The sequence below is a fragment of the Photobacterium sp. Hal280 genome, from assembly GCF_037162255.1.
GTDB lineage: Bacteria > Pseudomonadota > Gammaproteobacteria > Enterobacterales > Vibrionaceae > Photobacterium.
Window position 1 is genome coordinate 1,179,636 of the sequence record NZ_JARLUO010000001.1, and the last position, 21,874, is coordinate 1,201,509.

At 52.0% G+C, this 21,874-nt stretch carries 21 protein-coding genes; 15 read left to right on the forward strand and 6 right to left on the reverse strand.

Annotation, left to right across the window (positions count from 1 at the left end; genetic code table 11):
- Positions 1 to 30: 30 nt before the first annotated feature.
- Positions 31 to 1,482, forward strand: coding sequence for a bifunctional 2-methylcitrate dehydratase/aconitate hydratase (locus P4S53_RS05630; RefSeq protein WP_337111791.1), 1,452 nt, complete (start codon positions 31 to 33; stop codon positions 1,480 to 1,482).
- 101 nt (positions 1,483 to 1,583) lie between these two features.
- Here P4S53_RS05630 and P4S53_RS05635 read toward each other — a convergent pair whose 3' ends face one another.
- Positions 1,584 to 1,820: a hypothetical protein gene (locus tag P4S53_RS05635; protein WP_337111792.1), complete on the reverse strand. Its 237-nt coding sequence runs from the start codon at positions 1,818 to 1,820 to the stop codon at positions 1,584 to 1,586.
- A gap of 330 nt (positions 1,821 to 2,150) precedes the next feature.
- Here P4S53_RS05635 and menD point away from each other — a divergent pair, with 330 nt between their 5' ends.
- The 12 genes from menD (at position 2,151) to P4S53_RS05695 (ending at position 14,095) form a co-directional block, all read left to right on the forward strand.
- Positions 2,151 to 3,917, forward strand: a complete 1,767-nt coding sequence (gene menD / locus P4S53_RS05640; protein ID WP_337111793.1) for a 2-succinyl-5-enolpyruvyl-6-hydroxy-3-cyclohexene-1-carboxylic-acid synthase — start codon at positions 2,151 to 2,153, stop codon at positions 3,915 to 3,917.
- The gene (gene menH / locus P4S53_RS05645; protein WP_337111794.1) at positions 3,907 to 4,701 is read left to right on the forward strand and encodes a 2-succinyl-6-hydroxy-2,4-cyclohexadiene-1-carboxylate synthase; all 795 of its coding nucleotides are present in this window, start codon (positions 3,907 to 3,909) and stop codon (positions 4,699 to 4,701) included. Before menD ends, menH begins: the two co-directional genes overlap by 11 nt.
- Before the next feature lie 18 nt (positions 4,702 to 4,719).
- Entirely contained in the window at positions 4,720 to 5,586 is an 867-nt protein-coding gene (gene menB, locus P4S53_RS05650; protein WP_337111795.1) for a 1,4-dihydroxy-2-naphthoyl-CoA synthase, read from the forward strand.
- Between the two features lie 29 nt (positions 5,587 to 5,615).
- The gene (gene menC / locus P4S53_RS05655) at positions 5,616 to 6,605 is read left to right on the forward strand and encodes an o-succinylbenzoate synthase (RefSeq protein ID WP_337111796.1); all 990 of its coding nucleotides are present in this window, start codon (positions 5,616 to 5,618) and stop codon (positions 6,603 to 6,605) included.
- Positions 6,593 to 8,083, forward strand: a complete 1,491-nt coding sequence (menE, locus tag P4S53_RS05660; protein WP_337111797.1) for an o-succinylbenzoate--CoA ligase — start codon at positions 6,593 to 6,595, stop codon at positions 8,081 to 8,083. The genes menC and menE overlap by 13 nt, the downstream gene beginning before the upstream one ends.
- A gap of 159 nt (positions 8,084 to 8,242) precedes the next feature.
- Positions 8,243 to 8,839: a class I SAM-dependent methyltransferase gene (locus P4S53_RS05665; RefSeq protein WP_337111798.1), complete on the forward strand. Its 597-nt coding sequence runs from the start codon at positions 8,243 to 8,245 to the stop codon at positions 8,837 to 8,839.
- 95 nt (positions 8,840 to 8,934) lie between these two features.
- Positions 8,935 to 9,477: a DinB family protein gene (locus P4S53_RS05670; protein ID WP_337111799.1), complete on the forward strand. Its 543-nt coding sequence runs from the start codon at positions 8,935 to 8,937 to the stop codon at positions 9,475 to 9,477.
- A gap of 372 nt (positions 9,478 to 9,849) precedes the next feature.
- Positions 9,850 to 10,860: a hypothetical protein gene (locus P4S53_RS05675; protein WP_337111800.1), complete on the forward strand. Its 1,011-nt coding sequence runs from the start codon at positions 9,850 to 9,852 to the stop codon at positions 10,858 to 10,860.
- Positions 10,861 to 10,933: 73 nt separating this feature from the next.
- Positions 10,934 to 11,464 (forward strand): GNAT family N-acetyltransferase, encoded by a 531-nt coding sequence (locus tag P4S53_RS05680; RefSeq protein WP_337111801.1) that lies wholly within the window; start codon positions 10,934 to 10,936, stop codon positions 11,462 to 11,464.
- Positions 11,465 to 12,045: 581 nt separating this feature from the next.
- Entirely contained in the window at positions 12,046 to 12,615 is a 570-nt protein-coding gene (locus P4S53_RS05685; RefSeq protein ID WP_337111802.1) for a hypothetical protein, read from the forward strand.
- A 343-nt stretch (positions 12,616 to 12,958) separates the two neighbouring features.
- Entirely contained in the window at positions 12,959 to 13,369 is a 411-nt protein-coding gene (locus P4S53_RS05690; protein ID WP_337111803.1) for a hypothetical protein, read from the forward strand.
- 177 nt (positions 13,370 to 13,546) lie between these two features.
- Positions 13,547 to 14,095 carry a YdeI/OmpD-associated family protein gene (locus P4S53_RS05695; protein WP_337111805.1) on the forward strand — a complete coding sequence of 183 codons (549 nt, stop codon included), beginning with the start codon at positions 13,547 to 13,549 and terminating at the stop codon, positions 14,093 to 14,095.
- Between the two features lie 160 nt (positions 14,096 to 14,255).
- Here P4S53_RS05695 and P4S53_RS05700 read toward each other — a convergent pair whose 3' ends face one another.
- From P4S53_RS05700 to P4S53_RS05710, 3 genes are all read right to left on the reverse strand, one after another.
- On the reverse strand, positions 14,256 to 14,666 hold the full coding sequence (locus P4S53_RS05700) for a VF530 family DNA-binding protein (protein WP_202601869.1): 411 nt from the start codon (positions 14,664 to 14,666) through the stop codon (positions 14,256 to 14,258).
- 217 nt (positions 14,667 to 14,883) lie between these two features.
- The gene (locus P4S53_RS05705) at positions 14,884 to 15,210 is read right to left on the reverse strand and encodes a hypothetical protein (RefSeq protein ID WP_337111806.1); all 327 of its coding nucleotides are present in this window, start codon (positions 15,208 to 15,210) and stop codon (positions 14,884 to 14,886) included.
- A 1-nt stretch (position 15,211) separates the two neighbouring features.
- Complete coding sequence (locus P4S53_RS05710; RefSeq protein ID WP_337111807.1) at positions 15,212 to 16,210, reverse strand: hypothetical protein; 999 nt, start codon at positions 16,208 to 16,210, stop codon at positions 15,212 to 15,214.
- 720 nt (positions 16,211 to 16,930) lie between these two features.
- On the opposite strand from P4S53_RS05710, the gene P4S53_RS05715 reads away from it, so the two are divergent.
- A complete protein-coding gene (locus P4S53_RS05715) occupies positions 16,931 to 18,490 on the forward strand; it encodes an ABC-F family ATP-binding cassette domain-containing protein (RefSeq protein ID WP_337111808.1) in 1,560 nt (519 codons plus the stop codon).
- A gap of 15 nt (positions 18,491 to 18,505) precedes the next feature.
- Positions 18,506 to 19,651, forward strand: a complete 1,146-nt coding sequence (locus P4S53_RS05720) for an MFS transporter (RefSeq protein ID WP_337111809.1) — start codon at positions 18,506 to 18,508, stop codon at positions 19,649 to 19,651.
- Positions 19,652 to 19,732: 81 nt separating this feature from the next.
- Here P4S53_RS05720 and P4S53_RS05725 read toward each other — a convergent pair whose 3' ends face one another.
- A complete protein-coding gene (locus P4S53_RS05725; RefSeq protein ID WP_337111810.1) occupies positions 19,733 to 20,755 on the reverse strand; it encodes a zinc-binding alcohol dehydrogenase family protein in 1,023 nt (340 codons plus the stop codon).
- A 10-nt stretch (positions 20,756 to 20,765) separates the two neighbouring features.
- Complete coding sequence (locus tag P4S53_RS05730; RefSeq protein WP_337111811.1) at positions 20,766 to 21,872, reverse strand: alkene reductase; 1,107 nt, start codon at positions 21,870 to 21,872, stop codon at positions 20,766 to 20,768.
- Between the last annotated feature and the right edge of the window lie 2 nt (positions 21,873 to 21,874).

Here is a 21,874-nt window from a genome sequence, read left to right on the forward strand (position 1 = left end):
ATAATGACTCAGAAGTAAAAGGAAAGATGAATGAGCCTCAACGTTGAACTGAATGAACGCCCGCAGCCGGATGAACTGCTGGTAAAAATTGCTGATTATGTGGCCAATAGTGAGATTACCTCAGCCGAGGCCTATAACACCGCCCGTAACTGCCTGATGGATACTCTGGGTTGTGGCCTGCTGGCGTTGCGCTTCCCTGAATGCACCAAGCACCTGGGCCCGACTGTGCCGGGGACGACGGTACGGAACGGCGCGCGTGTACCGGGAACCTCCCATGAACTGGACCCGATCACTGCTGCGTTTAACATTGGCTGCATCATTCGCTGGCTGGATTTTAACGACACCTGGCTGGCCGCAGAATGGGGCCATCCGTCCGACAACCTGGGCGGGATTCTGGCTACGGCTGATTACCTGAGCCGTGTTGCGGTATCGGAAGGTAAAGCGCCGCTGACCATGCGCGATGTGCTGACCGCCATGATCAAAGCCCATGAAATTCAGGGCGTACTGGCGCTGGAAAACAGCTATAACCGCGTGGGTCTGGACCATGTATTGCTGGTGCGCGTGGCATCGACCGCTGTGGTGACCAAGATGCTGGGCGGAAACCGCGATCAGATCATTGATGCCGTCTCTCAGGCCTGGGTGGATGGCTGTGCGCTGCGCACCTATCGTCACGCGCCGAATGCCGGCTCCCGTAAGTCCTGGGCGGCGGGGGATGCGACCTCCCGCGCTGTTCGTCTGGCGATGATCACCATGAAAGGTGAAATGGGCCTGCCATCTGTGCTGACCGCGCCGAAATGGGGCTATTACGACGTGCTATTCAACGGCCAGCCGTTCAGACTGAATCAGGATTTTGGTAGCTACGTGATGGAAAATGTGCTGTTTAAGATTTCTTTCCCGGCAGAGTTCCACGCCCAGACAGCGGTAGAATGTGCGGTGACCCTGCATGATCAGGTGAAGGATCGTCTGGATGACATCGAACGTATCGAAGTGACCACGCACGAATCTGCCATTCGTATTATTTCCAAATCCGGCGATCTGGCCAACCCTGCCGACCGCGATCACTGCCTGCAGTACATGATTGCTGTGCCTCTGATTTACGGCGATCTGATTGCAGAGCACTATGAAGATGACTTCCACCGCGGCGACAGCCGCATTGATGCGCTGCGCAGCAAAATGGAAATCATTGAAGACAAACGTTACAGCGCCGAATATCTGGAGTCAGACAAGCGTTCGATTGCCAATGCTATTCAGATTTTCTTCAGCGACGGCACCAGCACAGACAAGGTCGCGGTGGAATACCCGATTGGCCACCGCCGCCGCCGTGAAGAAGGCATTCCTGTGCTGGAACGTAAGTTCAGACGCAATCTGCTGACCCGCTTCCCGCAGGGCATGAGCGACAAGATTGTGGACCTGTGCAGTGATCAGGCCAGGCTGGAAGCAACCCCGGTGAATGAATTCATGGCGCTGTTTGCCATTAACTGATCACAACAGGACATTGCCCATCCGCAACAGAGACCGGCGTATTGAGCGCCGGTTTTTTTGTCTGTTTTTTAATCGCACTGATCACAAGACAAGGTTGCGCATCAATGAAGGACGGGCTGGGAAATGGCTTTTTTCAATTGTTCAAGGACATACTCAGCAGAGACCAGGATCACAAAGGTCACTGTGGGTAACCGAAACGTGCTGTCTGTCACCGGCATTGCCGGAAAAACCTGACTCATCGGCCAGCGTGGCGGCGCCAATGTCTGATGGTTGGTATCACTGGTTCTTGGGCTGCACTCTGTGAGTTCCAGATGCAGTCTGGGTAGTTGCGTCAGCATGCTCACCTCAATCTACAGGCAGGAGTCTTCCTGTTATCCCTCAAAAAAATAAACGCACTGAAAGTAAGGCTAATGGCTTTCTTGCTATTGATATAAGGACGAAAAAGCGAACTTCAAGTCTCTTACTCAGGTTATTTGTTTATCACGATAAGAAACGAAAACAATATTGATCTGGTGCATCTCAGGTTTATGGCCCCGGCAGTAAAATGCGAACAAGTTCGGCTGATTTCCTATTCTGCTCGGTGAGGTCAAGGTGTCGTATTTTTGTCAGACAATCAGTGCTCTTATTGAACGTGTTAACGCTGCAACGCACGTGTCTGAGGTGGCCTGATGATTACCCAGCAGGCACACCTGAACCGGCTCTGGGCGCGAACCCTGCTCGAAGAATTGTCACGCCTGGGGGTGGCAGAAGTCTGTCTTGCCCCCGGTTCACGCTCAACGCCGCTGGCACTGGAAGCCGACGCACATCCGGCCCTCAATCTGCATAGCCATTTTGACGAGCGCGGGCTGGCCTTTCTTGCGCTCGGGATAGCCAAAGCCAGCGGCCTGCCGGTGGTTGTGATCGTGACCTCAGGCACCGCGGTGGCCAATCTGTTACCGGCTGTGGTGGAAGCGAGGCTGACCGGAGAACAGCTGGTGATACTGACCGCCGACCGGCCTGTCGAGTTGATTGGCTGCGGCGCTAATCAGGCGATCTGCCAGCCGGGTATCTTCTCTTCTCACGTGTCCGCCAGCCTGGATCTGCCCAGCCCTTCTGTGTCTGTCCCGTTAAACTGGCTGCTGACATCACTCGATGATCTGATGTTTCACCAGCGCGGGCAGGGTGGCGCGGTGCACATTAACTGCCCGTTTCCGGAGCCTCTGTATTCGCCAGACCCGCCGGACGAAGCGTGCTGTGACACAGGTTTGCTCGCCTACTGGCGAAGTACTGAACAGCCTTATACCTGTGTGTCTGTGCAACCTGCACGGAGCACTAGGCCGGATGATATTCAGATGCTGCGCAACAAAAAGACGGTCATTATTGCCGGTGACATGTCTGTCTCAGACGCGCAGGCGGTGGCCGCACTGGCGGCAACACTGGGATGCCCGCTGCTGTGCGATCCGCAATCCGGGATCGGCAGCGACTGGGCGCACTACGATCTCTGGCTGCAGGTTGACGCGCTGGCCGCGCCGCTGAATGACTGCAATCAGATCCTGCAATTTGGCTCGCGCCTGATTTCCAAACGTCTGACCCAGTGGATTGCCCGGCAGGTCAGTGAAAGGCAGAGTGATTACTGGTATGTGTCGGCCGACAGAGCGCGCCATAATCCGGACCACCTGCCGCAACGCCATTTTGTCGCGGACATTGCCGGCTGGGCAGACAATGCCCTGGTCGTAATCGCAAATAGCGTCGCAGGAGAGGATTGTTCAGGACAGACACCTGAGCTTCAGCATCCGCAACAATGGCAACAGAATCAGCAGGTGCTCCGGCAGACGGCGCAGCAGATTCATGCCCGGGTCGGCCACTATTTAGCGGCCAGTAGCGCAATGTCGGAGCTGGCACTGGCGATGGATCTGAGCCACAGGGGCCAGCAGGCGGTTCTCTTTCTGGGGAACAGTCTGATGGCCAGGCTGGTCGACATGTTTACCGTGTTTAACGGGCGCACTGTTTACACCAACCGGGGTGCCTCAGGCATTGATGGACTGGTTGCCACTGCAGCAGGGGTGCAGCGTGCCAGCGGGCAGCCTTTGATGCTGATACTGGGGGATACCTCGCTGCTGCATGATCTGAACTCGCTGGCGCTATTGACCCACAGCAAAACACCTGTGGTGATCGTGGTGACGAATAATGACGGCGGCGCCATTTTTGACCTGCTGCCAGTGCCGCCGGACCGTAAGCCGCACTTGTACCAGATGCCGCATGGCTATCAATTTGAACATGCCGCCCGTCAGTTCGGACTGGCGTATTGCAAAACCGGGACACTGGCGGCTTATCAATCGGTTGTGAATGAGCATTTGCTTACCGGGACAGGCGCGCTGCTGGTGGAGATCCAGACACCGCCGGGAGAAGCCGCCGAGCAACTCAGCCAGTTCATCAGAGATTTGCATGCTCTCTAGCCGGTTTCTTACCCGGAGCGATCAGCCGGATCGCCCGGTCCTGGTGTTTCTCCATGGTCTGCTGGGCAGCGGAGCCGACTGGCTTGACTGCGCTCAGTGGCTGCAAGCCTATCCCTGTATCGCGCTGGATTTGCCCGGTCATGGCGGCAGCCGCGCTGTTGGCTGTCACTCTCTGGATCAGGCGGCGGGACTGGTTCGCGATAGCCTGCTCAAGCATTCGCTGGCTGACCGGCCCCTGGTGTTAACGGGCTACTCACTGGGCGCCCGTCTTGCCATGCACGGCGTGGCCAGTGGCCTGTTTGCGCCGCTCAACATCCGGTTGCTGGCAGTGGAAGGCGGCCACGTTGGCCTGACCTCCAAAGAGGAACAAGTTGTACGGTGGCGACAGGACTGCCGCTGGGCCCGCCGGTTTCGCCGTGAGCCCGTCGATGCGGTGCTGACCGACTGGTATCAGCAACCTGTTTTTTCTTCGCTGAATCATGCGCAAAAACAAAGTCTGGTTGACTGTCGCAGTGATAACCTCGGATCCGGTGTGGCCGCTATGCTGCTCGCGACGTCACTGGCCCGGCAAGTGTATCTGCTGGATGCACTCAAGTCGCAGCCCGTGCCGCTGCATTACTTTTACGGCGGGTACGACAGCAAATTTTCGCGAATGGCCAATGACAGCCAATTGCCGGCAACCTGTATCGCCCATGCCGGGCACAACGCTCATAAAGAGCAACCGCAGGCTTTTGCGATGGCGCTCAGGCGTCAGCTGAACCAGCACCTTGAAACGATACTGTGATCTGAAAGTGAGGATAATATGGCAATGACCCTGGGTGTGTCTGAAGAGGCACTTTATGCCCCGATCGAATGGGTAAACGGTGGCAGCGGGTATGAGGATATTCAGTACCACACATCATGCGATGGCATCGCCAGAATCACCATTGCCCGTCCGCAGGTACACAACGCTTTTCGCCCGCAGACCGTCAGGGAAATGATCCATGCGCTGTCGCAAGCCCGCTACGATGAGTCCGTCGGGGTGATCATGCTGACCGGGCTGGGCCAAGAGGCATTCTGTTCTGGCGGCGATCAGAAAGTACGCGGCGACTACGGCGGTTACCGGGACGACGCCGGTACTCATCATCTGAACGTGCTGGATTTTCAGCGCCAGATCCGTACCTGCCCGAAACCTGTAATTGCCTCGGTGGCGGGCTGGGCGGTGGGCGGCGGCCATGTGCTGCACATGATGTGCGATCTGACCATTGCGGCAGAAAACGCCCGGTTTGGTCAGACCGGCCCGAAAGTCGGCTCATTCGATGGCGGCTGGGGCGCCTCTTATATGGCACGGATTGTTGGTCAGAAAAAGGCCCGCGAAATCTGGTTTCTGTGCCGCTTTTATGATGCACAGGAAGCGCTGGAGATGGGGCTGATCAATACGGTCGTGCCGCTGGCTGAGCTGGAAAGAGAGACGGTGCGCTGGTGCCGTGAAGTGTTGCAGCACAGCCCGATGGCACTGCGTTGTCTGAAAGCCGCACTGAATGCCGACTGCGACGGGCAGGCCGGACTGCAGGAACTGGCAGGCAACGCGACCATGCTGTTTTACATGACCGAAGAAGGGCAGGAAGGCCGGAATGCGTTCAATGAAAAACGTCCGCCGGACTTCAGCAAGTTTCCGCGTAATCCATAGCGGGCAAGCTGGTGTGTGGTGCGGGTAACATGGGTCGATCTGCCAGATTGTTCCGCTACAGGCTCCCCATCAACAGCGGGAGCGTGTTAAGAGGTCAGCAGTGCGTTGAACGTGTGGGCTATGTTGCTGAACTGCGACATCAAGCGCGCACTGGCTGCGGAGAAATCGCCCCGCTGGCAGGCTTCAGCGTGGAAAGCACCGAAGCGGCGGAACTGCAGGCCATTTCGGTACTGAAACACTGGGTTGATGGTCAGGAGATGACGGAGATGACGCTGTACCCGTCGGTGGCATTCGGGATCTCGATGGCATTGATGTGCCTGAGCAGTCAGCTGCCATCGCAAGCGTCTTATCACACGGTGCCTTTGCTGAGTGCCGGATCAATGACTGAGATGGCAACCATGGTTGCTTTGGCTGAGTGCCGCCTGGCGAAATTCAAGGTCGGCCGTGCTGTGCCTGAACAGGAGGCCGAGCAGGTGAATCAGTTGCTGTGTCGTTATCCGCATCTGCGCTTGCGGCTGGATGCGAACCGGGCCTGGTCGCTGTCGCAGGCGCATGATTTTTCCCGTCATCTTGCGCCGGCTCATATTTCGCGGATCGTTTTTATTGAAGAGCCTTGTCAGCGACCGGCGGACAGCCTGACTTTCAGCAGAGAAACAGGTCTCGCACTGGCGTGGGATGAAACTTTGCAGCATGCCGCCAGAGCGCCGGATTTCAGACTCAATCGCCTGGCGGGTGCTCAGACGCTTGTCCTGAAGCCGACCTTGATCGGTTCGGTGCAGCGCTGTGCGCAATTGATTGGCGATGCACATGCCGCGGGCATGTCCGTGGTGATCAGTTCAGCGCTTGAATCCAGTCTGGGGCTGACACAGCTCGCACGCCTGTCGCACGGGTTGCTGCCAGAGAGTCTGCCCGGGCTGGATACACTACATCTGTTCAGTGCGCAGCTTGAAATCCCCTGGCCGGGCAGTTCGTTGCCGGTTCAGTCGTTACAGGAACAGACACAGGTATGGCAGTCATGAGTCCGCACTGTCTGTACCCGCCTTGCCTCTGGCACACCTGGGCCCAAATGCGGCCTGACGACATCGCCCTGATCACGCCTGACACTCAATACACCTGGCAAGCACTGACTGAGCACATTCACCATCTGGTGCGTGTGCTTGCCGCTCAAGGGGTGGGCGAAGGCACTGTGGTGACCGTGGTCAGCAAAAACTCGCCGGATGTGGTGTTGCTTCATCTGGCTTGCATTCAGCTGGGCGCGATCACGGCCCTGACGATGCCGCAGCCCTGTCAGGCGTTGCGGGAAAAACTGCGTGTGCTGTATGGCGAAGGGCGGCCAAGATGTCTGTGGCTGACTGAATCCGTTATCGCCGGTTGGTCTGCGCAGGACAGGCAAACCTTGCTCACAGACGTGCAGCGACTGAAGCTGCAGGCGCCAGTTGCCGCTTCAGCACCGTGTCTTGCCCGCCATGCAGAACGACGCGATACAGAACAAGGCGATACAAAACAAATCGCCTCGATTGTCTTTACCTCGGGCTCGTCCGGCGCGCCGAAAGCCGTCGCCCATACGCAGGCTCAGCATCTGGCCTCGGCTCGTGGTTTGCTGGCGGTGTTCCCGTTTCAGCAGCACGATTGCTGGCTGCTCAGTTTGCCCCTGTATCACGTTTCCGGCTTGTCGATTCTGTACCGTTGGCTCAGTGCTGGTGCCTGCCTGAAAATCGGCAACGGTCGGTTGGAAGAGGACATTGAGGGGGCAACCCATGCGTCGCTGGTGGCCACGCAGCTCAAACGACTGCTGGATCTTCGCCAGCCGCTGCAGCTCAGCCATGTATTACTGGGCGGCAGTGACGTGCCTTTGCCGCTGTGTCAGCAGGCCAGAGACAGTGGCATTGAAACCTGGCTCGGTTATGGCATGACAGAAGCCGCATCGACGGTGACGGTCAAACCGACAGGCGACATCCCCAGCGCCGGGCGTGTGTTGCCCAACCGTGAGGTACAGTTGAGAAACCACAGGATTTATATCGCCGGCGACACCTTAGCGAGCGGTTACTATCATCAGGGCCAGCTGATTCCGCTGGTGGATGAACAGGGCTGGTTTGACACCAAAGATGTCGGCCAGTGGGTCGATGGTGAACTCCGCATCGTCGGCCGTGCCGATAATCAGTTCATTTCCGGCGGCGAGAATATCCACTGCGAAGAAATTGAAGCCGTGCTGAACCGCCATCCGGACATCAGGCAAAGTATGGTGATCCCTGTCCACAGCCCCGAATACGGCGCCCGCCCGATAGCCCTGATCGACAGCGCCAGCGATCTGTCAGCCCTGCAACTGCCCCTCTGGCTGACAGACAAACTCACCCGTTTTAAAATTCCCGATGCATTTTTCCCCATGCCGCAACAGCCACAAACCGGTATCAAAGTATCGCGCCAGCCATTGAAAGCTTGGTTTTCTGACCACCACAATGAATACCAGATCATGAACGACCTCGAAAACGGTCAGTGACCGCTGTTGTGTTTCACCAGCATCTGTGACGCTGAACCTCAGGGGAGATCATAAAGTGCGACAAAAGCGCAGAATATCAATTCGGTTGCGTAAGGTGTTTGGGTAAGATACTGGATCGTGTCATGAGATGTTATGTACTTTCAGGGAAATAATAAGCTTATGGATGAAAATGCTGAGATTTGGCGTCAGTACTATAAAAAGGCATTGTCTCGCCCTCATTCAAAGCGGACGGAATTTGCGGCTAGTTTAAATGCATCAAACCTCAAAATAGCGACCGACTGTGGTTGTGGAACAGGATGTGATATCCACTATCTAGAGCAGCAAGGTTATCAGGTACATGGTTTCGATATTAATCCTGATTCTGTAGCGATATGCAGAGATCGATTTGGAGCTAAATCGCTGGTGGAAATTTCAGAGTCTTCATTTGAGTCTTTTGACTATCCTAAGGTTGGCCTGATCATCGCTAATTCTAGTTTGTTCTTCGCTGATCCGAGCTTCTTTGAGGCAATTTGGGGCAATATCAAATCGTCGATTGAAGTTGGTGGTGTCTTTGCCGGTGACTTTATGGGGACAAAAGACAGTTGGGCTAAAAATTACCGTAGTCCAGTAACACCTTTATCTGAGTCAGAGGTTAAGGCTTTGTTCTCGGATTTTGAAGTCGTCAGGTACTTCGAACGTGACGAAACCGCAAAGACTTCGCTGGGTAAAATGAAACACTGGCATACATATTCTGTAGTCGCTATAAAACGTACTTAGCAAATACGGACAGGCCCGAAATGGTCTTATTAAGAAGTGGCAAAGCCTGATAAGGGGGAGTTCATGCGATTCATAATGTACAAGGAAGAATACAAATGAGCCTTAAAGAACACTTTACATTGCTGGCCGCCTACAACCAGAGTATGAACACAAAATTCTACGAGGCTGCGAGTCGTTTAGATACAAAAGAGCTGACCAAGGATCGTGGCGCATTTTTTGGCTCTATTTTGGGTACTTTGAATCACATTCTTGTGGGCGATATTATTTGGCTCAAGCGATTTTCCTCGCATCCGTCTTGCAAGTCCTCTTTACGTGAGGTCGCTAATCTTCCAAACCCGAGTAGTTTGGATCAGATACTTTTTGAAGATTTCACTGCTTTATCCAAACAAAGGGCTTGGTTGGATTGTCAGATCATTTGTTGGATAGATGAACTCACTGAAGCAGATTTAGATCGCTTCATTAGTTATCACAACAGCAAAGGTGTTCCTGCCTGCAAACGGTTTTCAAGTCTGGTTCTTCACCTCTTTAACCATCAAACTCACCATCGTGGGCAAGTCTCTGCTTTGCTTTCTCAGGCCGGTGAAGATATTGGGGTCACAGATCTCTTGGCGCTAATTCCTGAGGAAGCTCGTGATTAACCGGTTGCTGTTGGCGTAAAGGATAATCACTTTAAAAGCGAAATTGATGACGTTGTTTTTCGTCAAGTGTCTGTCCAAGAGCTTTATGATGCAAGAGACAACTGGTTTCCATCCGGATGATAACGTTGGCATACCTGTAAAAAGCTCGATGACTGTTGAGCGTGCTATTGCTTTGTGGAACAACACCTTGCCTTGGTGATCCTCGCCGTGGATACTAAAACTGTGTGTGGCTAAATCGATGCCATAGACAGATATTGGACAAGGTGGCCTCCAGTGATTTTGTGTTTAAACTTTCCAAGTTTGGCAAAGCCTGATGAGGGGAAGCTCATGTTATTAGTTAAGAGGCAAAAATAGGTGCAACAATCGCAGATTATGGAAGATGAAGTTAAATCAGCAGTGAAGGCATTTGCCAGAACAATAAATTCTGGTAGCAAGGTAGCAGTATCCGACATGTCTGCGTTAATAGATGTGACATCTGACTTGCCCCTTTCAAGTTTTGACTACTGGGAGCGATTGATTCGCTCTGAATTCTCTTTGGCTTTAAGAGAGACTACTCCGCCCAAATGGAAGATATGGTCAAAACCTAAAGAACGACTAACTTGGCTGGACCTAGTCAGTTGGGATGGGCACAAACGCGAGAAAACTCTACGAACTTTGTCCGGCGCAGCACCGAATACATTTTTCTTTTCACTTGCTGTTCGAAGACTTAATGATTGGGTGCCTCAAGTTCGTATAGCTGCAAGAGAAAAGCTACCTGAAATAGCAAGAGCAACAGATCCAGAACATGTAGTAGAAGCACTGTGCATAGCGCTCGCCAACTGGACTTCGTGGGGTAGAATCGAGGATGCAGATAAAAAGGTTCTTTTCCAAATGCTATGTGAAGAATCGATAGCAGAGGCTATTAGATCAAAATTAATTTCGTCGCCATCTGGCCCGATGCCATCTCTTTTTTCTCAACTTGGCCGCACGTCAGTTCTTGATAGATATATTGAAGAAATCGCTACTCTTGCAATCCAACCTGCGGTTCGAGCTAAGGCATACCGAAGTTTATTTGAAGGCAGAATTGCATGGATTGAAGGCCGTAAATGGGAATGGACTGATATACGTTATTGCGCAAGAAAGCTAAAGCCTGTTGTTGCTGAGCGACAAATAAAAGTACAAACACCTTTGCTCGACTTGTTGCACAATTCTGCGGAGGATCGTTCGTCTATTGTCCGGCGTGTTTCAGCTGAAGTTCTGATTCGTGAATTACTAAATTTAGGTAATAGTGCTAAGACGCTTGCAGATAAGTTTGCATCAGATAAATCATTTCCCGTAGCAGAAAGGGGGCTGTTTGCCAAGAAAAAATTACGTGAGTTGGAACGTGCCAATGCAACTGAGTAAATAACTGCAGCGGATCAAACTTCGCTATTGCAGTTCCTCATTTGTTATAAACACGTCATAAATAGGATCTCGGATGGAAAGTGAGAGACTTCAATTAGTTCCACCATCATTGAAATATACTGAATCAATGCTTGCTGTCATTGAGGAGAGTAAAGCAGAGCTTTCTCAGTTTTTACCCTGGGTTTCTGAGTCATTAACGAAGAGCGATCTCGAAGCAAACACCAAAGATGCACTTGAGAATTTTTCCAACTTCACTGGTGAGTTTTGGTTTAATGTCATAGAAAAAGAAACAGGACGGTTTATTGGTGCTGTCGGCTTTATTGTCAGGGATAAATCTGTTCCTTATTTTGAAATTGGATATTGGCTACGCACATCTGAAACCGGTAAAGGTTACATCAGCGAAGCCGTAAAACTTGTTGAGCAATATGCTTTCAATGAGCATGCAGCCCAACGATTAGAAATAAAGATGGCTAGTTCAAACCTAAAAAGCCAGGCTGTTGCAAAGCGTTGTGGCTTCCAGTTTGAGGCTAGTTTAGCTAATGCCAGACGTTTACCTTCAGGAGAGTTAGATAACACAGTGATCTACGCAAAAATGCGCTTATAACGGAGAAGGATATGTGTTCTGCCGCCGATGTTTTATTCGGGGTTTGGTTAAGTTCGCAGCAGCATTATTAAGGAATAGCCTGGTTCAGCGCCGGGCTACTTTCTGTAGTTTGGTTGGCACAGACAATCGCCGTATCGGTCGCCTGAGCGTCATCTTCAGGAGAGTCAGCCACAATCCCAGGGAAAAATACAGGGATGTATTTTTAGGTTGAGCGCCTACAACCGCACCGGACAACACCAGCGAAATCAAAGGCTTTTCTGTACACTCTTTGAACCAGCAAAGAGTGTCTGGCGCGCAACGCTGAATGCTGGAGAAGGCACTGGCTTTAAGCGCGACATACATACAGTCCCCACCTTCCGGTTACTGACGATCATAAAATGGTTCGGCGTATCAAAGTCTTGCCTTGATGATCGTCACCGTGGATACTTGAAGCTATGTTTGGCTGAATCAATGCCATAGACAGATTGTGCCATGGCGGCTTTTGGCGATGTCGTCATCAGGCTTACCCTGTGTGGCAAAGCCTGATGAGGGAAAGTGGATGCCATTCGTGATCTGGGAGATGTAAAATACGGAGTAAGTATATGGTCAATGCGGCGTCAGAAGTTACAAATGTGGGCGATGAAGAAGTAAAGAGCTACGAGTTTTATGTGGTTTCTCCAAAGAAATTCACTATTCTTTTTCTCAGCACGTTAGGGCTATACAGTATTTACTGGAGTTATCAAAACTGGAGTTTATATAAAAAGAGTGTTGGCAGCGATGTTTGGCCAATAGCTAGAGGGATTTTTGACATTTTATTTTTGCATTCGCTATGCGATAAGATTTCGTCATTGATTTCATCAAGTCAAAAAGAGCGGTCGGCTTTAGAGTGGCAGGCTATTCAGTACGTGTTGCTGGTTATTGTTTCTGGAATATGTGATCGATTGGCAATGAAAGAATTAGGTCTGCCATACACTCACTTTGCGAGTTTTTTTATTCTGCCATTTGCATACCGTGCGTTGTATAAGATTCAATTACGAATTAATTATGCGATGAAAGATGATTTCGGAGAGGCGAATGCAAGGTTTAGCTGGGCTAATTACGTTTGGATAATTCTGGGGATTTTGCTCTGTTTGGTCACGATTTTGGATGGTTTAGATTCAGTTGTAATCTGACAAATGGATATGGTATCAAGCGCTAAAGTCTTGCCGATTTTTCACCACATAAGAAGTCATATTACAGCATAGGATTAAGGATGACGGTCTTCTGCTGATACAGGAGAGGATGGTATTCAAGAGTTATGAATTCAGACTTTATCCAGTGTGGTAAAGCCTGATGTTGTAGACTTCGTGTTATTTACTATTATTTCATTAAATTATAAGAGTTATGTTCGTTAATAATCTAAAAATGAAAAATGTTACACTATTTTTGCTATCGATAATAACTTTTTTGGGTGCAAGTTACTACCTATATAGCTCGTACCATGCGATGGTTCACTATAGAGATTTCGTTGATAAAATGAACAAAAATATTAGCTTTGAAAAAGAAAGTCCTGACATAGTAGAAAGGTATGAATTAATTAAAAACATTGGTGATCGTAAAATCATCAATGATCTTGAAGTTTTTCATTCATTGGGAATTGATAAAAGCATAAAGGGGGTAACCACTTTGTTGAAATATCAACCACCATTGTTCGAAGGTAAATTGTTCTTAATGGGCGAAGATATAAAAGAAGTAGAATTGGCAATAAAAAGACTTATGGTTAAAGTAAGCCTTTTATCCATGAGTTGGAGTAATAAAGTCTATGTGATAAAGGATGGTGATATTATCCTCAAAATTGATGGTGATGCTTCAATGATGATTTTTGAAATGAAGGATAACTATCTAACACTTAGTTCTTATGTAAATAGGCAAGCCTTTGAAAATTAATATATAGTAAGGATAATCAATGGGGCTGGGCTTCTCCCGGCTGCGATTTATAAGCGCATTCGTAATAGAAACTCGGATGAAAGGAATCTGGAGACTAAACTCACTTCCCCATCATAACCATCTGCTAAAATACTATCTCGTTGGTCAGGGAAATTTTCACAGGGAGATCATCAAATCATGGAAAAAGAAAACAGCCGTGCTGAATTTGACGCGCGATTGCTTCGCCCCAGGGACTCAGGCGGGGACAGTGAGTGGGCTTTTGTCGTGTTGCCCAAAGAGGCAAGTGAGACGTTGCCACGGCGTGGCCGCATTACTGTGTCTGGCAGCTTAAACGGTCACCAGTTCACTGTATTGCTTGAACCGGATGGCAAGAAAAGCCATTGGCTGAGAATCGACAATTCTCTGCTTTCGGCATCGGGTACCAGCGTTGGTGATATGGCACATTTTGAGGTTTTCGCCGGAGAGGAGCCTGAACCGGACGTGCCGGATGATTTGCTGAAAGCGTTGGCGGCGGCACCTGAGGCCCGTGCGATGTGGGATGCGACGACGACCATTGCCCGTGTAGACTGGATTCACTGGATAGTTTCTGCCAAGCAGGCCAAGACCCGGGTGAAACGTATTCATGACGCATGCGACATGCTTGCTTCGGGCAAAAAGAGAGTATGCTGCTTTGATACGTCAGGTTTCTACAGCAAAGCGTTCAGTGCGCCTCAGGCAGAAGAGTAAAAAAACGGCATGTAACGTGTCGATGTAGTGCTGGTTTTTAAGTGCGATACGTCAATCAGAACCAGATTTGGCACGTTTTACACTGTAAATGCAGTGATATACCTCACACAGGCATCCATGCCTGACGTTTCGTTATCTGAATTTACCGGGAAGCAGGGCGTTAACGACGGAAGTGACGACCCCGTGACGAGCGCTCTTTATGGGCTGATGCGGCTTTGGCTTGCGATTTCAGAATGGATTCAACCGTCAGTTCCATTGGCTCTTTCGGCTGTAGACCGTGCGGGAATGTACGGGTGCGTGGCGGCAACTCGAACTCTTCGCTTGTTGCGCGAGGCATGCGTTTGAAGCGGTACAGGTAAAAGTTTTCCAGTTTCTCTCTTGCCCAGTCGGTTTTCTTCAAATACTTCACACTGCTGGCAATCGATGGGTTGGTGTGAAAACAGTTAAAACGCATGGCCGTATCCAGAATGTCCCAACCGTAAAAATCAACCAGCTCTTGCAGTAAGGTTTCTAACTTCAGACCGTGCAATGGATTATTTTTTTGTAATTCAATTCTTTCTTCATCTGTCATCATAACGCGTTCCTGAGTTGCTCACGTACCGGGGCCGATTGGGTTGGGTGATTCCGCTCAACGCTTCAGTTGAATACCAGAGTGGCATGAAGGTTTGAGGGCACGGGATTCTAGCAGACTCGGCCTTCCTTCCCTATCATTATTGCCATGAATCACAAGGACGGCGTCATATTTATCCCGCTTCGGATTGCCGAAAGCCTGAGTTCGCCCCTGGATTCTATAACAGCGCTTCGCCGGTCCCTTTCAGCACTTTTTCGACCACACGCACCACTTTCGAAGTGGTCAGAATGACATCGGCGATTTTGCTGGGATCATGTTTGGCTTTTTTCGCCAGTGAGGTCAGCGAGACAAGATTGGTCACTGCACTTTGGGTACGCGTCACGCCCAGATCGGGCAAGGCCAGTGCTTCACTGAGCTGGGTCAGCAGCTTGTTGATGTCTTGCTGTAGTTGCAGTGCCTGATCATAATCCAGGGTGATTTCTTTGACCTTGCGCAGCTCGTCGATGGCTGCAACCAGGTAGTCGCCCAATGGTTTGTCCGTCATTTTACCCCTCCTTGCAAACAAGTTGATCATCTCTGAGCTCAAAGCCGGTTTCGCAGCTACCCAGCAGATTGTTCAGCGATGAATAATGACGGCCGGTTTCGCTGAGCTCACCGGCAATACGGATGAAGGCTTTACCGCTGAACTGGTTGTTCGCCACCAGTTGGGAGATTGCGTGGTGCTTCTCTTTCAGCGTCTGCGTGGCTTTAGCCAGTTGCTTGAAAATCAGCGCGGTTGAAGCGATATCCACTGAGCGCTGAGTCAGGCTCTCAATCTGCGCGATCACGGCCTCATGACTGAGCTTTCCCTGTGATTTCATGATGTTGAAGCGACGAATGTCGGTACTGAGCATATCCCGGCGTTCCGACAGCAGGGCGGCGTACAGCCTGCCGGATGACAGGCGCTGGCTGATGGTATCGCAGATTGTGCTGATGGTCGGATCGGCCTTGATGATGATGTCTTTCAGGGCTTTGCGTCGCTGAGATTCCGCGACCGTAGCGCCGATGCCCGCGATGGCGGATGACAGGATGTGAAAGGTGTCATCGCTGGCATCCAGCAGAGGCGTATTGGTCAGGGTTTGATACTGCTTGTTCGCCGAGATCAAAGAACCACTGAGTTTGGCAGCGGCGTAATCAATGTCGCCGCGGTATTTGGCGTCTGCCAGTTCGCTGAGGGCCTGGCTGTAGTCCTGCAGGGAACGGTTCAGGGCGTAAAGTGCGAATTGCTGCTGGGTGATATCGGCATACGTTTTTGCCTGTTGCGTCAGCCGGTCTGAGGTCAGCAGGGTGCTGGGGCGTTCCAGCTCCAGCGCCAGTGTGTTGGTTGCCCGTTTGGTCTGTAAGGTTTTGGTTTCCTGCATCGTGTCGCCCAGCTGGCTGGTGAGCTGATTACTGGCTTGCGCATACAAACCGACATCATTACTGGCATTCTGGCTGCAGGCAGAAAGAAAAAGCAGGCCAGCAGTGATGAGACTCACTCGGGCAATGTTTGCTCGGACACGCATATGACATTCCAATGACAAGATGATAACGCATATGCATAACATAAATGCTATTGGTTGAGTATTCCCGCCAATTAGGGTTCGGGCGAAGGGAAATGTGCAGCGCGTAACAGTTTTACTTGACCTTCCACTGGCGGGAAGCTTTAGTCTGTCTGTTTTGTGCTGCAATGATTGTGACTTTGGAGGTACGGTGGGATGTTGTAATCAGCCGCCTGATGGTGGCAGTGACAATATTGGTTTGCTGGTGAAAGCCATACTGGCGCTGGCGGTTGTGATTGGACTATTGGCCGTGTTGTTTGGCTGAGGGTTATTTCCGGTGCTCTGCCGCCGATGCACGATATGAGCGAGATACAAGAATCGATGCGGTTGACTCATGATCGAAAATTGCGTATTTTGCGACCGGATTATGTTTTTGGACCACTCTGCAATGTTTTACATCCTATTCAAGAATTTTGTCAGGCGACTGTGCTCCGCGCATGAACACGATGAAGTGTTGCTCGGAGCTGAATGTCTTCTGAATCTTCATCAGATATAGCCGTCATTCCCTGATCTTCAGGGGAGTTGTCTGTATCTGATGTATGCAGAGTACAGGCCGACGATGACCTTCATCGTCGGCCTTTTCGTTTCTGGCTGATCGCCAGTCAGAAGCGAGTTTCAAGATTGCTTGAAGCGAGGGGCCGGTATGCCTTGTACCGCCCCTCGTTTTTTTATGGATGTAACACAATGAGCTTACTTACAATTCAAAATCTGACTTACCACATTGGCGACAAAACCCTCTATCAGCAGGCCGGTTTTATTCTGTTTCCCGGCGAACATATCGGGGTGACCGGCAAGAATGGGGTGGGGAAAAGTACCCTGCTGAAATTGCTGCAATCCGAGTTGCTGCCGGACAGCGGCGATATTCTCTGGCAGCCTGCCGTGCAGGTTGGTTATCTGGATCAGCACGCAGAACTGGATCCCCGGATGACGGTCCGGGGTTACCTGCAATCCGCTTATGCCGAATTGTACGCGCTGGAAGCCGAGATGATGGCGATTTACGCCTGCCCGGAGAAAAGCACCCGCGACAGTTTTCTGGCCCGGGCTGCGACCATTCAGGCCACGCTGGAAGGCCAGTCTTTTTATGTCATCAATCACAAAGTCGAGGCAGTGGCTGAAGGACTGGGGATCAGCCAGTTCGGCATGGCAACGCCGCTAGGCGCCCTGAGTGGTGGTCAGCGCCACAAAGTCATGCTGGCGACCCTGCTGCTGGTGTCGCCGGATGTCTTGTTACTGGATGAGCCGACCAACTACCTGGATACCGTGCATGTCGACTGGCTGGCCGATTATCTGAATGATTTTAAAGGGGCCTTCATGGTGGTGTCGCACGATAAGGCCTTCTTGAACCGGATTGCGACCGGCATTTGTGATATCGACAGACAACACATCCGCAAATATAAAGGCAATGTTGAGAAAGCGATGGCGCAGAAAGCCAGCGACGACGCGGCCCATGCCAAACAGTATCAGGCCCAGAAAAAGCACATCGATAAGCTGGAGCAGTTTATTGCCAAAAACGGTGCTGGTGTAAATGCGAGCATTGCCAATGGCCGTAAGAAGCAGCTGGCACGGATTGAACGCATGACAGCGCCGGAGTCCGAAAAAGCGGTGTCGTTTACTTTCCGGGCTGCGCCGCTGAGTGCCCAGACCGTGCTGGCGGCTACCGGGCTGGAAATCGGCTATACCCGCGCTTTGCTGCCTCCGATGAATCTGGCGCTGCAGCGCGGTGAAAAAGTTGTGATTGCCGGATTCAATGGCATCGGAAAGTCCACTCTGCTGAAAACCCTGGTGGGGGAGTTGGCAGCTGTGTCCGGACAGCTGGAATTATCACAAGGGCTCAGGCTGGGCTACTTTGAGCAGGAATTGCACTGGCCGTTTCAAGATGCCACCCCCGTGAATCTGGTGAAGTCGGTCTGTCCCGGAATGGATGACAAAGCGGCCAGACAACATTTGGCGCGTTTTGGCCTGTCTGGCAAGCTGGCCTTGCAGCCGGTCGGGTCGCTCAGCGGCGGAGAGCAGACCAAAGTGAAGCTGTGCCGTTTAGCCTTGCAACCGGTCAACCTGCTGGTACTGGATGAGCCGACTACCCACCTGGATGCCACGGTGAAATCGGCGCTGAAACAAGCACTGATCGACTTTCACGGGACTGTCATTATGGTGTCGCACGAGCGGGATTTTGTCGCCGGCTGGCCGGACCGGGTGATTGATATTCAGTCTGCCGGGGTCACTGCAAAAGCGGTTCTGGCCTGAGATGAGAACAGAATAATGATGACAATTGTATTGTTTTGCGTTGCGTTTCTGGTCGGCGCTGATGAGTTGATGCTAGGGCCGATACTGGTCCCTATCGGCCATGATCTGGGCGTTGCTCCTGAGCGCGTCACCCTGTTTATTACCGCTTACAGCGTGGCCCTGGCATTGATAGCGCCGGTACTGGGGGCGTACTCTGACCGGCATGGACGCCTGGCCGTGATGATTCCCGCATCCGTCCTGTTTGGTCTGGCGTCGATCGCAACAGGGCTTGTGGAGACATTTGAGGCCGGGATCGCGACCCGGGTCGCCACGGGACTGGCCAGTGCCGGAATGTTGCCTGTGGCTTTTGCTCTGGCGGCAGACTCCGCAGGGGAAGATGCCATGAAAAAGATTGCCTGGGTGCAGTCGGGTCTGACGCTGGGAATGATTGCCAGCCCGGCGTTAGGCGCTGCCCTGGCCGAAACGGTAAGCTGGCGAGCCGCCTTTGTCGTATTGGGGATCTGTGCCTGGCTTGTTGCCGCAACGTTGTGGTATGTGTCAGGCTGGCAGCCAAACCGGGCCGGGCAGATGACTGAGCACAAAGACGCTCAAGTGAAACTCTGGGCGATTCCCGGTGCTGCGGGTGCCTTGATGGCTATGTGCTTTGGCTTGGGAGGCGGCATCGGGTTGTTTAATCTGGTTGGTCAGCATTTACGGGATACGCAGGGTGTCTCTATGTGGGTCGCAGGCAGTGTATATGCTGGTCTTGGCGTGATCAGTGTGATCGGTAATATGCTGATGCCACGTTTGACCGGTCGGCTGGAGAGTGGGCGCCAGGTGATGCGAATTGCGCTGGGCGTTTGTGTGGTTGTCACTGTCTGGTTTTATCTGTCTTCTGCGGAAAATCTGATCGCGGTTATTCCACTGCTGCTGCTCTGGGCTTTGGCCGGCGGAGTTGGCTCTCCGGCGTTGCAAAGCTATATCGCGGAACTGTCAGTGACTCACCGTGGTGTTCTTATGTCACTGGCCATGACCATGATGCATTTGGGCGTGGCGATCTGGTCTGGTGTTGCCGGTGTCGCGTACAGTGCCGGGCCATACAGTATGGCGCTGCTCGCTATCGCCTTGTTTGGTGCTGCAATCCTGGTCCTGCAACCCGTGAAAGCCAGGCTCGGTGAATAAAGAAAGTGAGAGTGATCCAGTGATATGATTCCTGCCCTGCTCAATATTGATTGAGCAGGGCAGAGGAGCTGTGTGGCTTGGTTAATTTTGCCAGTCAGACAACACCACTTTTCCTATCATTTTTCCTTGCTCGACCATGGCATGGGCCTTGCGCAGGTTTTCAGCGTTGATCGGTGTCAGGTGTTCCGTCAGCGTCGTTTGTAAGGAGTCGGCATCCGTCCGTTTGCTGATCTGATTGAGCAGATGACCCTGCTCAGCCATATCATGGGTTTGATACATCGAACGGGTAAACATGAATTCCCAGATAAAACCGGCACTTTTGCTTTTCAATGGTTCCATATCCAATGGCACATCACTTTCAACAATGCTGCAAATCATGCCCTGGGGTTTGATGACTTGCGTCATGGTTGCCCAGTGGCCGGCTGTGTCGTTGAGGCAAAAAATATAATCCACTGCCGGGAAGCCGAGTTCAGCCAGTTGTGCCGCCATATCCTGCCGGTGGTTGATGGTGTGATCGGCACCCATTTCATGGCACCAGTGCTGGGTGTTTTCCCGTGATGCGGTGGCGATGACATTCAATCCTGAAATCTGACTGGCCAGTTGAATGGCCACTGAGCCGACACCGCCCGCGCCGCCAATGATCAGCAAACTTTGCTGGCCTTGCACGCCGTCGGGGTTGATCTTGAGCCGGTCAAACAATCCTTCCCAAGCGGTGATACTGGTCAGCGGAAGGGCGGCGGCTTCCGCCATCGACAGCGATTGCGGTTTATGTCCGACAATGCGCTCATCAACCAGCTGGTATTCGCTGTTGCTGCCGGGACGGGTGATGTCGCCGGCATAGAAGACTTCGTCGCCGACGGAGAACAGGGTAACCTCTTCACCCACAGCGACGACCGTGCCTGCCGCGTCCCAGCCCAATACACGCGGCTGAGGTTCAATCTTCTCTTTTGGGGCTCTTACTTTGGTATCAACCGGATTGACCGAGACGGCTTCCACTCTCACCAGAATATCTCTGCCTGATACCGCCGGTGCCGGAAGTTCGACATCCATCAGGCTGTCCGGGTTTGATACAGGTAAATAATGGGTCAGTGCGACAGCTTTCATTCGTGGTTCCTCAAGCGTGTTGGTTGTAATAAGGATAATCGGTGTAGCCGGTTTCGTTTCCGCCAAACAGGGTGCTGGGATCGGAAATGACATTCAGCGGTAATTGATGCTGCAAGCGGTAGGGCAGATCCGGATTGGCCAGGAACGGGCGGCCAAAAGCCACCATATCGACCAGGCCGGCCTGCAGTAACTCATCGGCTGCTGCCTGAGTATAGTTACCCGCCACCATGATGCTGCCTTGAAACGTCTCTCTCAACGCTGTCCTGAACTGGGGAGAGATCTGAGGCGCGTCATCCCAGTCTGCCTCGGCCAGGTGAATATAGGCGATGCCGATCTGCTGGAAGTGTTTGGCCGCTTCTAAAATGGCTTCCGTCACTGAAGGATCATTCATGCCCCGCTGAGTAATAAAAGGCGCCAGCCGGATCCCGACTTTTTCGGCCCCAACTGCCTTGCAGACCGCTTCAACAATCTCAATCGCAAAACGGATACGGTTTGCTAACGAGCCGCCATATTCATCGGTGCGTTGGTTGGATGTCGTGCGCAGGAACTGGTCGATTAAATAGCCATTTGCAGCATGAATTTCCACCCCATCAAAGCCGGCTTCGATGGCATTGATTGCTGCCTGACGATAGTCTGCAATGATCGCTTGGATCTCATGGTGCTCCAGCGCTCGGGGAGCAGGGCAGTCCTGCATGCTACCCACGCCGTCTTCACCAACTACCCAGACTTGAGCGTCAGGTGCAATCGCTGAAGGGGCCACAGGCTGGCCGTCACTGTGGAATGAGGGATGTGACATCCGGCCGACATGCCAGAGCTGTGAAAAAATGATGCCGCCTTTGGCATGGACGGCCTGTGTGATAAGTCGCCAGCCTTGTATTTGCTCGAAGGTAAAGATACCGGGTGTGAAAGAATAACCTTTTCCCTGCGGTGAAATTTGTGTGGCTTCCGTGATGATCAAACCTGCACTGGCACGCTGGGCATAATATTCAGCCATCAGATGATTGGGAATATCACCGGGTTGGGTCGTGCGGGATCGTGTCATTGGGGCCATTGCAACCCGGTTGGGAAGCATCGCAGCACCAAGTTGATGTGGTGTAAACAGTCGTGAATCTGACATCA

Coding starts and splice junctions, on each gene's coding strand:
- P4S53_RS05710 (WP_337111807.1), bottom strand. CDS start 16,210: ATGCGTGTCCGAGCAAACATTGCCCGAGTGAGTCTCATCACTGCTGGC.
- P4S53_RS05715 (WP_337111808.1), top strand. CDS start 16,931: ATGAGCTTACTTACAATTCAAAATCTGACTTACCACATTGGCGACAAA.
- P4S53_RS05700 (WP_202601869.1), bottom strand. CDS start 14,666: ATGACAGATGAAGAAAGAATTGAATTACAAAAAAATAATCCATTGCAC.
- P4S53_RS05725 (WP_337111810.1), bottom strand. CDS start 20,755: ATGAAAGCTGTCGCACTGACCCATTATTTACCTGTATCAAACCCGGAC.
- menD (WP_337111793.1), top strand. CDS start 2,151: ATGATTACCCAGCAGGCACACCTGAACCGGCTCTGGGCGCGAACCCTG.
- P4S53_RS05730 (WP_337111811.1), bottom strand. CDS start 21,872: ATGTCAGATTCACGACTGTTTACACCACATCAACTTGGTGCTGCGATG.
- P4S53_RS05680 (WP_337111801.1), top strand. CDS start 10,934: ATGGAAAGTGAGAGACTTCAATTAGTTCCACCATCATTGAAATATACT.
- P4S53_RS05690 (WP_337111803.1), top strand. CDS start 12,959: ATGAACAAAAATATTAGCTTTGAAAAAGAAAGTCCTGACATAGTAGAA.
- P4S53_RS05665 (WP_337111798.1), top strand. CDS start 8,243: ATGGATGAAAATGCTGAGATTTGGCGTCAGTACTATAAAAAGGCATTG.
- menC (WP_337111796.1), top strand. CDS start 5,616: ATGGGTCGATCTGCCAGATTGTTCCGCTACAGGCTCCCCATCAACAGC.
- P4S53_RS05685 (WP_337111802.1), top strand. CDS start 12,046: ATGGTCAATGCGGCGTCAGAAGTTACAAATGTGGGCGATGAAGAAGTA.
- P4S53_RS05630 (WP_337111791.1), top strand. CDS start 31: ATGAGCCTCAACGTTGAACTGAATGAACGCCCGCAGCCGGATGAACTG.
- P4S53_RS05675 (WP_337111800.1), top strand. CDS start 9,850: ATGGAAGATGAAGTTAAATCAGCAGTGAAGGCATTTGCCAGAACAATA.
- P4S53_RS05705 (WP_337111806.1), bottom strand. CDS start 15,210: ATGACGGACAAACCATTGGGCGACTACCTGGTTGCAGCCATCGACGAG.
- P4S53_RS05720 (WP_337111809.1), top strand. CDS start 18,506: ATGATGACAATTGTATTGTTTTGCGTTGCGTTTCTGGTCGGCGCTGAT.
- P4S53_RS05670 (WP_337111799.1), top strand. CDS start 8,935: ATGAGCCTTAAAGAACACTTTACATTGCTGGCCGCCTACAACCAGAGT.
- menE (WP_337111797.1), top strand. CDS start 6,593: ATGGCAGTCATGAGTCCGCACTGTCTGTACCCGCCTTGCCTCTGGCAC.
- P4S53_RS05635 (WP_337111792.1), bottom strand. CDS start 1,820: ATGCTGACGCAACTACCCAGACTGCATCTGGAACTCACAGAGTGCAGC.
- menH (WP_337111794.1), top strand. CDS start 3,907: ATGCTCTCTAGCCGGTTTCTTACCCGGAGCGATCAGCCGGATCGCCCG.
- P4S53_RS05695 (WP_337111805.1), top strand. CDS start 13,547: ATGGAAAAAGAAAACAGCCGTGCTGAATTTGACGCGCGATTGCTTCGC.
- menB (WP_337111795.1), top strand. CDS start 4,720: ATGGCAATGACCCTGGGTGTGTCTGAAGAGGCACTTTATGCCCCGATC.